Origin of the sequence: Bacillus sp. 123MFChir2, from assembly GCF_000383235.1 — a bacterium.
GTDB lineage: Bacteria > Bacillota > Bacilli > Bacillales > Bacillaceae_G > Bacillus_A.
This window is the reverse complement of sequence record NZ_KB910927.1, coordinates 134,892-147,361: the sequence shown is the minus strand read 5'-3', so window position 1 is coordinate 147,361 and position 12,470 is coordinate 134,892. Positions and strand designations below refer to the sequence as shown.

15 protein-coding genes and 2 pseudogenes are annotated in these 12,470 nt (G+C 35.4%); 8 read left to right on the top strand and 9 right to left on the bottom strand.

Annotated features, from left to right (window positions below; genetic code table 11):
- Nucleotides 1-195: 195 nt before the first annotated feature.
- Nucleotides 196-393: a DUF3955 domain-containing protein gene (locus H280_RS0104605; RefSeq protein WP_020059941.1), complete on the bottom strand. Its 198-nt coding sequence runs from the start codon at nt 391-393 to the stop codon at nt 196-198.
- Nucleotides 394-611: 218 nt separating this feature from the next.
- On the opposite strand from H280_RS0104605, the pseudogene H280_RS26330 reads away from it, so the two are divergent.
- Nucleotides 612-767: pseudogene (locus tag H280_RS26330) on the top strand (aminoglycoside phosphotransferase family protein); the annotation flags it as partial.
- A gap of 17 nt (nt 768-784) precedes the next feature.
- On the opposite strand, the gene H280_RS0104595 reads toward H280_RS26330, so the two are convergent.
- Nucleotides 785-1,441, bottom strand: a complete 657-nt coding sequence (locus H280_RS0104595; RefSeq protein WP_196810701.1) for a formylglycine-generating enzyme family protein — start codon at nt 1,439-1,441, stop codon at nt 785-787.
- 195 nt (nt 1,442-1,636) lie between these two features.
- A complete protein-coding gene (gene prsA / locus H280_RS0104590) occupies nt 1,637-2,485 on the bottom strand; it encodes a peptidylprolyl isomerase PrsA (RefSeq protein WP_020059938.1) in 849 nt (282 codons plus the stop codon).
- A gap of 172 nt (nt 2,486-2,657) precedes the next feature.
- Between prsA and H280_RS26930 the strand changes: the two genes are divergently transcribed.
- Nucleotides 2,658-2,801 carry a YjcZ family sporulation protein gene (locus tag H280_RS26930; RefSeq protein WP_442852813.1) on the top strand — a complete coding sequence of 48 codons (144 nt, stop codon included), beginning with the start codon at nt 2,658-2,660 and terminating at the stop codon, nt 2,799-2,801.
- A gap of 31 nt (nt 2,802-2,832) precedes the next feature.
- On the opposite strand, the gene H280_RS0104585 is transcribed toward H280_RS26930, so the two are convergent.
- Entirely contained in the window at nt 2,833-3,048 is a 216-nt protein-coding gene (locus H280_RS0104585) for a hypothetical protein (RefSeq protein WP_034303354.1), read from the bottom strand.
- A gap of 85 nt (nt 3,049-3,133) precedes the next feature.
- Between H280_RS0104585 and H280_RS0104580 the strand changes: the two genes are divergently transcribed.
- A complete protein-coding gene (locus H280_RS0104580; RefSeq protein ID WP_020059936.1) occupies nt 3,134-3,469 on the top strand; it encodes a DUF1878 family protein in 336 nt (111 codons plus the stop codon).
- Between the two features lie 4 nt (nt 3,470-3,473).
- On the opposite strand, the gene H280_RS0104575 is transcribed toward H280_RS0104580, so the two are convergent.
- Together H280_RS0104575 and H280_RS0104570 are read right to left on the bottom strand one after the other, a co-directional pair.
- Nucleotides 3,474-4,034 (bottom strand): HTH-type transcriptional regulator Hpr, encoded by a 561-nt coding sequence (locus tag H280_RS0104575; protein ID WP_020059935.1) that lies wholly within the window; start codon nt 4,032-4,034, stop codon nt 3,474-3,476.
- 299 nt (nt 4,035-4,333) lie between these two features.
- Nucleotides 4,334-4,696 carry a YtxH domain-containing protein gene (locus H280_RS0104570; RefSeq protein ID WP_020059934.1) on the bottom strand — a complete coding sequence of 121 codons (363 nt, stop codon included), beginning with the start codon at nt 4,694-4,696 and terminating at the stop codon, nt 4,334-4,336.
- Nucleotides 4,697-4,809: 113 nt separating this feature from the next.
- On the opposite strand from H280_RS0104570, the gene H280_RS0104565 reads away from it, so the two are divergent.
- Entirely contained in the window at nt 4,810-5,001 is a 192-nt protein-coding gene (locus H280_RS0104565) for a hypothetical protein (protein ID WP_020059933.1), read from the top strand.
- 8 nt (nt 5,002-5,009) lie between these two features.
- On the opposite strand, the gene H280_RS0104560 is transcribed toward H280_RS0104565, so the two are convergent.
- On the bottom strand, nt 5,010-5,444 hold the full coding sequence (locus H280_RS0104560) for an HIT family protein (RefSeq protein ID WP_020059932.1): 435 nt from the start codon (nt 5,442-5,444) through the stop codon (nt 5,010-5,012).
- 552 nt (nt 5,445-5,996) lie between these two features.
- Here H280_RS0104560 and H280_RS0104555 point away from each other — a divergent pair.
- From H280_RS0104555 to H280_RS0104545, 3 genes are read left to right on the top strand one after another with little or no spacing between them, the layout of a single operon-like run.
- Nucleotides 5,997-6,743 (top strand): ABC transporter ATP-binding protein, encoded by a 747-nt coding sequence (locus H280_RS0104555; protein ID WP_020059931.1) that lies wholly within the window; start codon nt 5,997-5,999, stop codon nt 6,741-6,743.
- Complete coding sequence (locus H280_RS0104550; RefSeq protein ID WP_020059930.1) at nt 6,736-7,953, top strand: ABC transporter permease; 1,218 nt, start codon at nt 6,736-6,738, stop codon at nt 7,951-7,953. Before H280_RS0104555 ends, H280_RS0104550 begins: the two co-directional genes overlap by 8 nt.
- A 16-nt stretch (nt 7,954-7,969) precedes the next feature.
- Nucleotides 7,970-8,686 (top strand): EcsC family protein, encoded by a 717-nt coding sequence (locus tag H280_RS0104545; protein ID WP_020059929.1) that lies wholly within the window; start codon nt 7,970-7,972, stop codon nt 8,684-8,686.
- A gap of 293 nt (nt 8,687-8,979) precedes the next feature.
- Here H280_RS0104545 and H280_RS23035 read toward each other — a convergent pair whose 3' ends face one another.
- On the bottom strand, nt 8,980-9,228 hold the full coding sequence (locus tag H280_RS23035; protein WP_020059928.1) for a hypothetical protein: 249 nt from the start codon (nt 9,226-9,228) through the stop codon (nt 8,980-8,982).
- Between the two features lie 18 nt (nt 9,229-9,246).
- Between H280_RS23035 and H280_RS23030 the strand changes: the two are divergent.
- Nucleotides 9,247-9,561: pseudogene (locus H280_RS23030) on the top strand (SRPBCC family protein); the annotation flags it as partial.
- A 346-nt stretch (nt 9,562-9,907) separates the two neighbouring features.
- Here the strand turns inward: H280_RS23030 and H280_RS0104515 are convergent.
- Nucleotides 9,908-12,316: a PAS domain S-box protein gene (locus H280_RS0104515; RefSeq protein ID WP_020059925.1), complete on the bottom strand. Its 2,409-nt coding sequence runs from the start codon at nt 12,314-12,316 to the stop codon at nt 9,908-9,910.
- Between the last annotated feature and the right edge of the window lie 154 nt (nt 12,317-12,470).

Sequence of the window (12,470 nt, the reverse complement as noted above, 5' to 3'; positions counted from 1 at the left end):
GCGGCGGTACCGAAAAAAAACGCCGTTTGAGATTCTAGGCTTATTAGAGACATCAACGGCCCAGCTTCCAGTGGCTTCATAAAATATGTACCAAAGGAAGCTGTATTTGAGTATGCCCAAAATACATTGATTTTACTCAAAGACCGTAAAAAAAGTGTTCCTGATGCCTTTGGCTTTATCAAAGCTCTTTTTTGCCTATTTCCTAACTGTCTTCATTTTACTTACAACAAGACCAATGATACCGATAGCGATGAATGCATAACCCATCGGTAATAAATAAAATGGTTCTACAAGCTTACCATCTGAAGTGACTGTAGATCCGGTAGTATGAAAGCTAACGAAACATGCGGCACCTAGTATAAATGGTAGGAAAGCTAAAATATATTTTTTCATTTTAAACCTCCATGTGTAGGGATTTTTTTTATAAAATCACTGCTTTATAGTTAGTAATTATAGTACTGTCATATAGTTAGTACTATTTATATAGGTGACAAAAAGCTTACAGATTTGTAAGAGGGGAGGAGTTTTTTAAATGGACAAGTTGCAACAAGCAATTGGAAAATTTAACTTGAATGTATTAGCAATTGAGGATGTTCCGCAGTCTTTTAGCTCGGCGGTTTATTGATTTGCAAGAAGTTTTGCCGTTTTATCGTTTTACCGATGCGTTTAATTCGATCGGTTGGTGTAAACGAAGAGGCGTTGAAAAGAATCAAGCTTTTTTACAGGAGAATTTAGCGTATTTAAACGCTTTTTTTGTAAACGTATGATAGGTGAAGATGGATTATCAAACTGTATTGTCACGGTGAATAGACCGGGCAAGACGAAACCCAAGGTCATCGATACGAAAGGTTGGATGGCTGCGACGACGACATGAAGCTCCGCAACCTCTGGCTTCTTCGGCCCAGCTGCCTCCTCGGAAAATTCGGTAGGAGCCGTACACTTGTTCATCGTATAAATCCCAGCACCACTCCCAAACGTTTCCTAACATATCATATAGACCCCATGCATTCGGTTCTTTTTTTCCTGCTTCATGGAGTATGCTGCCTGAATTTTCATCATACCAGGCAATCCTATCAAGCTCTCCGTACCTATAACCAGTAGTTCCTGCTTTACATGCATATTGCCACTCTGCTTCTGTAGGGAGCCGGTAGCCATCTGCTTCCCAATCACAAATCACGTTTTTACCATCGTGACTTATAGAATAACACTCTTTCAGTCCAGTTTTCTGCGAAAAGAGATTACAAAAGGAAAGGGCATCGTGCCAAGAAATATTTACAACTGGTTTTGGATCTCCGGTAAAAGAAGGTTGATTTATAATTGTATAGTATAGATCCATAGTTACAGGATAACGAGCAAGAAGAAATGGTTTGACTTCAACTTTCCATGTGCGTTTTATTCTGTCGTCTCTTAAATGTACTTCGCCCCCTGGAATTTTTACCATTGGATGGTCAATGGAATGTATGATTTCATTGGACACTTTATCCGCCTCCTAATGAATAGTGTTTTACAAATTTTACCTTGTTCCGGGGCGTGAAAGCAATATAAAAAATGCATAATTGTAAGAGAACAAGGTTGTATAGGGGCAAAGGTTCATCATATATAAAACAAAAAAGCCCGGCGATTGCCGGACTTTTCATTATTTCTTCGATTCTTTTTCAGCTTTTGGAGTTTCGAAAATATCTTTTAAGTCTTTATCTTCGATCTTCACGTCTGCTTTTTTCATTTCTTTTGTAACAAGATCGTTCATAAATTGAGCATCTTGTGATTTCTTGTCAACAAGATCGTTTTTAATACGGTCTTTTTCTTGATCAAGTGGTTTTAATTCTTTAATATCAGTAACTTTGATGATGTGATAACCGAATTGTGATTTTACAGGATCACTTACTTCGTCTTTTTTCATTTTAAATGCAGCATCTTCAAATTCTTTTACCATTTTACCTGGTCCGAAGTATCCTAAGTCGCCGCCTTTTTCTTTTGAACCTGTATCTTCAGAGTATTGTTTTGCTAACTCTTCAAAAGACTTGCCTTGTGCTAGTTCTTCTTTTACCTTTTTCGCAGTTGCTTCATCTTTTACAAGAATGTGGCTTGCTTTAATTTCAGGTTTGTAGTTATCTTTTACTTCTTTGTCTGTGATGCTTTTCTTCACAGCTTCTTTCATTGCTAGCTCAGCACGAATAGTTTCTTTTAATTCTTTTTCAGTCATGCCACTTTGTTTTAATACATCGGTAAATTTATCACCGTATTGCTTTTTATATTCGTCAAATTGTTTGTTAACGGCATCGTCTTTTACTGGGTAATTTTTAATAAATACTTGTTTCATGACTAGGCCTTTTAAGACGTTTTTACCGCCTTGTTTTTTCATTGCATCGTAGAACTCATCTTTTGTGATGTCCCCAGCTTTTGATGTTGCAACTTTGTCAGAAGTGCCACATGCTGATAATGTGAATACACTTGTTACAGCTAGGGCAAGCATTGCTTTCTTCATGAAATAAACACTCCTACTATTATGTATTTTTGAATCCCGTATAAACGGGCAGTAAGCCCCTACTAATGGAAGTTTCACTTTATAGTATAAGCAATATGTACAAAATTTAATATAACATATTTCGATGTGTTTTCCTATTGATAAAGAAAATTTACCCATATGTTGGTGAGGTTTGTCAGATTCGGTCATGGCACCATTTTGGGCTTACACGCATACAAAGAGGAATGGGGAGGTTGAATTTATAATGAATCAACAATTAATTTTGTGGCTTGTGTTGTTTATTTTATTAGTAATAGTAGGTATAATTTGTTTATAGAGGAAAAAAAGTGAGGAAGGGGTTTCCTTCCTCACTTTACATGAAATATAATTTCTATATAACTAGAAATTAACAGAATGGTAATACATACGTTGATGAACCGAAAGACACTCGATTGACGTCGATCAGACATTTCTTTTTGTTGACACAGTGTGTGTGTCATAAGGTTTATATAAGTTAGAACGATAACTGCAAAAGCAATAAATATAATTGTCACGAGGAGCGTCCTCCTTTGGCGAAAGTACATATACTTCTATTGTATCATACGATAATTTGTTCGTGTTATAAAATTCTGAAATAGAGGAAATCGGATTAGAAAGAGAGGGAAGAAAATGGACGTTGTGAAACGCTTAGAACAAGCAGAATATTATGTATCACTTCTTTTTAATATGATAGATGAAGAAAAGTGTCCATTTTATTCTTTAATTATAAAGAAGAAAGTGATGAAACGTGACGTAGAACGTTTATTAGTTCTTTGTGAACAAATGAATGAGCAATACATAATAGAAAAACAAGAAGGTTTGCTTTTATTTGATGAGCTGTTATATAAATTTGAAAGAGCGCTTCCACAGAGCCTCGAAGGACAAGAGGCGGCAGAAGCGCTCGAACGTCAAGGGTTATTTCAACCATTGATGCAAGAATTTTTACGAATGATAGCGGAAAGATAATGAATTAACATTTTTTAACAAGCCTTTCATCATGCTCGATAAAACTCTCCTCGATATTATCCAGTGATTTCTCGAAAATGTCGATAAAGTCTTGCCCATAAACATTTCGTAAAATGGCGATTAATTCGATGTTTTCTGGGAATTTACCATAGAAATTGCGAAGAGCTAAAGCGCCATTAAAGACAGAATTACTTTCAGGGTCATATTCCTCCATTAATTGCAACAGCAACTCTTCTCCCTTTTCTGTAATTTCAATATACGTATTTCGTTTGTCATCTTCTTTCTTTGAAAATATAAGTAGACCGCGTTCCTCTAGTTTTTTAGAGAAGTTAAAAGCCGTGGATACGTGCATAACACCGAACTTTGCAATTTCTGAAATAGAAGCTCCTTTTAAGTGATACGCAATCCATAAAATATGATGTTCATTAATATTTAAATCATATGGTTTAATCCACTGTTGCCAATCTTTTTCTACACACTTCCATAATGCTTTTGATAATTGAGCCATGCGTTGGCTGAAAATCATCGCTTCTTTTATCGAATAACTTTTTTCATTATTTTTCATCAATTCACCTACTTTATACAATTCTTATTCATTACTATCTATTATGCCAGTAAAATAAAAATTAATAAAGTGTTTTTGTTAGAATTGTGAAAATTTTTCGTTAAAATGACAAAACTATACAAATTTCGAGTGATTATAAATGTGTTTCCTTGTAAGACAGGCCAAAGATTGACGGAATTTTATTCTGATTTGGATGTAGAAAGGGAAGGGTGGTCATTGTATAAAAAATACAGCACATGAATGTCATGTGCTGTATAAGAGACGGTAAGAATCAAAACGATTTGTTATAGTACGAAAAATTAAGCTTTGTTAGGAACTGTTTGTTGTAACTTTTCAATTGACTTTTGAATGTTTTCAATTTCTAGTTCAATGTGTCGCTTATTTTGTGAAATATCTTGTCTCCATGTTGAGAATGTTTCGTGCATATCATCTTTTAATTCTTGAATGACTTCTTTTCCTTCAGAAGCTGTTTCAACAATTTGTCGTCTTAATAATTTTGTATCGGCTGTAATATCAGCCAATGTTTTCTTTATGTCATTTCCTTTTTCTTTTAACTTACCTCGCATATCTTTTCCAGATGAAGGAGTAGAAAAGAGTACAGCAAGTCCTGCAACAGCTCCGCCGAAAATAACGCCAGTTAGAAAGGATTTTGATTTTGACATGAAAAGGGCCTCCTTAATTTGTGAAACTTGTCATCACGGATGGAAGTTTCACAGCATTGTTATACTCATGATGTGTAAAACTGTGCATATGCATAAAACAAGGGGGGAGAAAAGTGAAACTAATTACAAACGTTTGTTTTATTGTCAGTCTTTTCTTTCTTGTACGAGCAATGCAATTATTTTTTATTTTAAAACAGAAAAGATCGTACCCGCCAATCCTTTTAGTAAAACAGCAAGTTGTTAGATTTGCGTTCATTGGCGGGGTGTGTATGGTATGTACAATCTTATTGTACATACTGTTCTAACAAAAGGGTTACTTTACGCTAGTTGCAATTGTACTTGCAATGTTTTGTAACTCTTCCATTGTGTAATCACTTTGGTGAGACTTCCATACAGCACCGAAACCGTCTTTGTTGCCGTAGCGTGGGATTAAGTGAAGGTGGAAGTGAAAGACAGTTTGTCCTGCCTTTTCGCCGTTATTATTTAATAAGTTAAAACCAACTGGATTATATTCAGCTTTAATCGCATTCGAAATTTTTGGAACAACAGAGAAAATGTGCGCAGCAATTTCTGGTGTTAATGCGAATACGTCTTGTTTATGTACTTTTGGAATTACGAGTGTATGTCCTTTTGTAACTTGGCTAATATCAAGAAAAGCGAGTACATGTTCATCTTCATATACTTTTGCGCAAGGAATTTGTCCCTCAATAATTTTACAAAAAATGCAATTATCTGCTGTATGATTCATATTCCTCATCCTTTCAGTAGTCTTAGCCGTATTTTACCATAATTACATAATAGAAAAAACACGAAAAGCAGGAAGCGGGTAAGCTTCCTGCCTTCTGAAGAAGGATTGAAAAAGCGTTTTCGTTTAATCTACCTTTAGGAGACACCTCATTTATTTAGGAAATGCGCGGTAACTCGACATATATTCTGCCGTTGACACCCCATTTACAATGAAATGATGTTGCAATCCTTCGGAAATGAATTGTTTATTTTATAAAACAGTATCTACTCTCCGCGAGACACCCCGTTTCTAAAATGAAACAAATTATATGGCTCCGTGTAAATCACCTTTGTCCATTATAGACACCCCATTTCATGATGAGTTCGCTAGGCTGTGTTCATCACTTTTATGGTTGCTTTTTCAATGTGTTCCTTCCTCACTAATTATGATGTCCGCTTTTTTAAGATATATGCAAAGGAAATTTTTTCTTTTATTGTTAGGTCTGTACTATGTAGGAGCTTTATTTTTTTGGTAAGATGACTATATATACATAAATGAAGAAAGTGGTGTCATATGGAACAATTATTACGCGTGGAAAATGTCACAGGCGGATATACGAAGCGGCCTGTATTACAAAATATTTCATTCTCTGTTAAGAAAGGAGAGCTTGTCGGTTTAATCGGTTTAAACGGCGCGGGAAAAAGTACAACAATCAAGCATATTATCGGATTAATGGAGCCGAAACAAGGTCATATAGCGATTAACGGTAAGACATTAAAAGATGATATGACAGCATATCGTTCTAGTTTCTCATTTATCCCAGAAACACCTGTGCTCTATGAAGAGCTAACGCTAGAAGAGCATTTAAAGCTAACGGCAATGGCGTATGGCATTGATAAGGAAGAGTATGATACGCGCGTAGACAAGCTGTTAAAGGAATTTCGCATGAAAAATCGTTTGAAGTGGTTTCCATCTCACTTTTCAAAAGGGATGAAACAAAAAGTAATGATTATGAGTGCGTTTTTAGTAGAGCCTTCTTTATATATTGTCGATGAGCCGTTTGTTGGGCTAGATCCGCTAGCGATTCAATCATTGCTACAAATGATGGATCAAATGAAAAAGAGCGGTGCAGGTATTTTAATGAGTACACATATTTTAGCAACAGCAGAGCGTTATTGTGATTCCTTCATTATTTTGCATCAAGGTGAAATCAGGGCACAGGGCACGCTCAAGCAGCTGCAAGGTGAGTTTCATATGCCAGGGGCAACACTTGATGATATTTATATTGCACTAACGAAGGAAGAAGATGCTGATGAATAGTAAAGGGCTATGGAAAGAAAGGTTTCGTCATTTTTTAAAGGAAACACGTACATATGGTAAATATGTATTTAATGATCATTTGAAATTTATTTTTGTGTTTATCATCGGTGCCGGCGCGTATTATTACCAGCAATGGCTGCAAACATTAACGCCTGCATTTCCGGCGGCATTTGTAATGGCGGTGCTGTTAGGACTTGTCTTAACGGCAGGATCGGTTCAAACGTTACTAAAAGAAGCAGATCTTGTATATTTACTTCCAGTAGAAGAAAAATTAAAAGCATATTTCGGAAAAGCATTTCAATTTACGTTTATCGTCCAGTTGTATATTGTGGCAATGGTAAGCGCAGCGCTTGCTCCGCTCTATTTTCAGCAAATGAAACAATCAGGTCAAACGTATATAATCATTATTCTTGCGATTGTGCTAAGTAAGGGCTGGAATTTATTTGTGACATGGGAAAAGTCTTATATGACGGATAACCGTATTCATCTCACGGACTGGCTTGTTCGTTTTGTACTTAACTTTTTCTTTGTTTATTTCCTTGTCGAGCGCGCTTTTGCTTTGTATACGGGAGCAATCGTCTTTGCGATGATCATTTACCTTGTATTTTTGCACCAGAAAGTAAAAGGGAAACCGCTGAACTGGGAATATTTAATTTCTGAAGAAGGAAAGAAAATGATGCTGCTATACCGCATTGCCAATATGTTTGTCGATGTACCAGCATTAAAAGAACGGGTAGCTCGCCGCAAATGGCTTGATTTTATTTTGCAACTTGTATCAGACAAACGCCCATATTTATTCTTATACTTGCGCACGTTTTTACGCTCAGGAAATTACTTCGGGTTGTATGCCCGCTTACTGACAATTGGCGGTTTGATTTTATACTTTGCGCCGTTTCTCTATGTTCGCCTTCTAGTCGGCGCCTTGTTTTTATATTTAATTGGCTATCAGATGTTAAGTTTATGGAAGCATCATCGTTTAAAATTATGGCTAGAGCTATATCCGATTGCAGAAGAAGCGAAAATGAAAGATTTTCTGACGTTACTATGTACGTTGCTGTGCGTAGGTGGTGTCATTTTCACTGTGCTCTTTGCGTTTGCAACGAAGGATATGATGATGACAGGCCTTGTTTTTCTTATGAATATGTTATTTAGTGTAGGATTTGTCTATCAATACGGGGCGAAGCGTTTAAAAAAATTAAACCGTACATAGGGAAAGGGAGAAAAGAATGACTGGATATGAACAAAAGGTCATCTTAGAATTACAACAGTGGAAAAGAAAAATTATCAAAAATTCTTCTGTAATGACACGTTTCTCTAAAACAGTTCAAACGAAAATGCAGCAGCTCATTCCAGAAAAAGTGCAAAACATACTTACAGAAACAATTAAAAAGATGGTGCAAGGCATTAGCATTGGTTCGAATTTCATCAAACCGAGGCTAAAAGAAACAGATTGGTCATTGCAAAGAAGAGATGAAGAAGTATTAAAGAAGATCGATGAATATAAAAAGGTTGCAGCCGCAGAAGGAGCCGGGACAGGAGCAGGAGGTTTTTTACTCGGACTTGCTGACTTCCCGCTGCTGCTCAGCATTAAAATTAAATTTTTATTTGATGCAGCAACATTGTACGGCTATGATACGAGTAAACAAGAAGAGCGGTTATTTATCCTTCACGTATTTCAACTTGCGTTCTCAAGCGATAATCACCGGAAAGAAATATGGAAGGCCATTGAAACGTGGGATACAAATAAAGAAAATCATATCGACTGGGAGAAATTCCAGCAAGAATACCGCGATTATATTGATCTAGCCAAAATGCTGCAGCTCGTCCCTGTCATCGGTGCACCGGTGGGAGCGTATGCGAATTACCAGCTGCTGCAGCGGCTCGGGGAAGTGACGATGAATTGCTATCGTTTGCGGTATTTGCAGCGGGAAGGTATGATGTGAATTTGAAATAAAGTCGAATCGTTTTGAAGATAGTTAATTTTTTTGTGAAAAATGTAAAAAGATTCGATGTTTTATCCCTTTGACCCTCAATAACATATGAGAGGGCATGAAAAAAGTCTCGGTGACTAAACCGAGACTTTTTTGTCTATGTCATAAAGCATGAAGTATAGAACTATCCAAATCCTAATTCTTTAAGGGGCAGCTGTTTCATATCTAATATATTTAACGATGCATATGTAGCAAATTTCTTTATAAATTATATTGAAGTTTAGTTATCAGAAAGAATCTAACTATTATGCATAAGAAACCTCACCATACTCATGTAGAGAAGAGTCTCTAAGGAAATCAAGGACCATTTCATTGAAGATATCCTTTAGCGGATCGAATGCATCTTGGAATAAAGCAAGTGTGCTATTTTGGATATGCTTGTGAATCGTTTTTGCTGTTTTCCCTTCATCATCACCGGTTGTAAAGGATTGTCCATCAGGTAATGCATATTTACCTTGATGATTCTTTGTGATAGTGCCAATCGAAATTATCAACGCCTCTTAATAATTCTATTAGGGGATAAGTGTATTTCAGTTCGAAAAATTGGAAAGAAAATATTTGAAATTGAAGTGGAACTATTAGAGTATGATGCACCTTATATTGTTTCAATTGGCGGTGAGATGAAGCAAGGTTATTCGACCACAACCTATATTTTAGAAGAAGATGAGAAAGGTACAGTACTTACACTTATCTCAGAATATGAACCTAGAAATCTTTTTTATAATATTATATATAAGTTAACAGGATGGATGTCACGAGGATTATATATGCAGGAAATGGAACGTTTAGCAGAGTGTGTAGAGGCTGCGTATCATAAAGAAAAGTGATTTTTAATTAAACTTTATTTCAAAGCAACATTTGATTGTAAGCTGTGGTTTTATACGACATAGATAGAAATTCAATAAAAAAGAATGCTAAATTAGCATTCTTTTTTACATTGTTGGTAACTACTTGGCTATATATTTCATTTAGAAGTTTAGTAAGGGGGATAATTCCGACCATGAAGATAAAATTGGGCCTACATCTCGTTATCTTTCTTTGTTTTAAAACTTCGCATGTGGCAGGAAAGGGCACTGACCGCTACTATACATGGCCAGTCCCTCTCGCCAACTTAAGAAAATGCGTTTCTGCCTTTTTTCATAAAGTAACTGAGTAGTTATAACTGTTGTTTTCTCATTTACAAACAGGAAGAATAACCTCGATCGTTGTTCCTTTATTCACTTCACTTTCAATCAATATCTTGCCTTGATGCATTTCAATAATTTTGTAACAAATCATTAATCCTAAGCCAATTCCTCCTTCTTTAAGGCTATAAAAAGGTTCTCCAAGGTATGGTATACGTTCTTGCGGGATCCCGCATCCTTGATCCATAAATCGGATATTGATTTGATTATTAGCGGTTTGATCAATTTGAATGACAATTTCTCCGCCCGTTGACATCGATTCAATGGCATTTTTTAAGATATTAATGAATACTTGTTTTAATTGATTGCCTTCACAGTCTATTATTGGAATATTAGACATAACTTCTGTCTGAATTTGTACATTATTCATGAGTGCTTGAGGCTCTAGCAGCATGACAACTTGATTTATTAACACACTTATATCATTAGGCTGAATTTTTACTGCCTGCGGTTTGGCGATTGCCATAAATTCATTCGTAATGCTTTCAATTCGATTAATTTCTGATGATACGATATTTATATAGTGGTGATTTTTTTCATTTTCCATTGTTTTTAATAATTGCATAAATCCTTTCATTGCCGTTAAAGGATTTTTAATTTCATGAGCGATTGCCGCAGATAATTGACCTACAACAGCAAGCTTTTCAGATTTCCTTAATAATTCTTCCGTCTTGATTCGTTCGGTAATATCTCGAGAAATACTTAAGAAAACTTCTTTTCCATTTAATTTGAATACACGAATACTAATCTCTGTCGTTATTTTCTTTCCTGTAGGAAAAACATACTCATCTTGCAAAGTAAAAGAATCTTCTCCTTTTTTAATTTTTTCTATTAATCTTTTTATAAGGGGAGAGTCCTTAGAAGTAAGATCAAAAAATGGTATACTAAGAATTTCATCTCTACTTAAATTAAACCTGTCACACCCAATAGTGTTTACTTCAATCAATTGAGTGGGATTTCGATTTTTATCCAATTCTACTACGTATACCGCATCCGCTGCCTGTTCAAATAGTGCACGATATTTCAATTCACTTTCTTGCAATTGTTGATATAATTGTTGTCGTTCTTTTTCTGCTTGTTTTCTTTCGGAAATGTCCCTACATATTGCAGAGAGAGCTATTATATTCCCTCTTACATCTAGAACAGGTGAAACCGTTATACTTACATCAATTAAATCCCCATTTTTTCGTTTTCTAATAGTCTCTAATCTAGTAATTGTCGATTTTCCAGACAGAATATTTCGAACGACTTCTATCGATTCATCTAGTAAGAAATCGGGTATAGAAGGAAATTTTTTACCGATCAGTTCTTGTATTGACCAACCAAATATCGTTTCAAAAGCTTTATTAGTTTGTAAAATATGTCCTTCTCGATCAGAGATGACAATTGCATCTACGTTATTATTTACAAATGACTCCAGTAATTCTTTAGTCTCTTGTAATTCATTCTCCACTTTTTTTCTCTCTGTTATATCGATTGCAGAACCGACAACTTCAATTACTTTTCCATTTCGCTTAATTGGCCGAAGTGCGATTAAAGCAATCATTTCATCATCTGGCCAAGGAATTTCAAAGATAACTTCATTCCCTTCCCATGCTTGTACATAATACTTCAGTAATTGAGGAACAAGATGGGGAGGGATAATGGAAGGATCGATCGTACGTAAACTCTTTCCTACCACTTGTTCAGAATAAAACCCGTTTTGATAATAAAATTGTCCATCACACATAGTATGTATAAAGTGTGTATCTACTTTAATAAATTTAAAAATTCCGCCTTGCAGTTCATGAACAGTATCTTTCAGCTCTTGCTTCGATTTTTTTAATTTTTGATTTGTTTTAAATGACTCTTGTGTTAAGGAATATAACTTTTGATAAGCTTCCATCAGAAAAAGTCCACATAAAAGGCCGAAACTCATAAATACTAAACTTTGCATGTAAAGAATGCTAGATATTACAGCCGGAATGAAGAATTCGCCTACCAACCGAATCATAGCTATATAACAAATCAGATAGAGAAAGCTAGCTTTAAACGGATGTAGATTTTTGAAATATGATTTTAAAATAGTAAATAGAATACCTATCCCTAATAAAGCGATGAGATACGGTCCACAATATCCATCCATATACATGACACGCATGATCAAAATACTAAGCACCGTAATCCAACCGGCAGTACATCCAAAGTAAACAAACGAAAAAATGAGAGGGACAGCTCGAAGGTCATAATAAAACCCCATGTATTTAAAAGAAAAGGTCATCAAAATAACAGCAATAATCGCCCCATATATTTTTTCAATGAATTGGTTAGACTTAACCACAAACACTTGGATAAATATAGTTGAACTAACTAGAAAAGCAAAAATAAATAGGTTAATAAAAAAATCTTTGATAAACATACTGTGCCCCTCCCTATATCAAACAAATTCGACAAAAAAGGTGAAAATCCTACAAAAAATATAATGGAAATAGAGGACAGGTGCTTTCTTTTTGTGACTGATAAAAAGAAAGCATTAAAGATTAAGAGCTTAACAAAAAAAGACACCCTTTCGA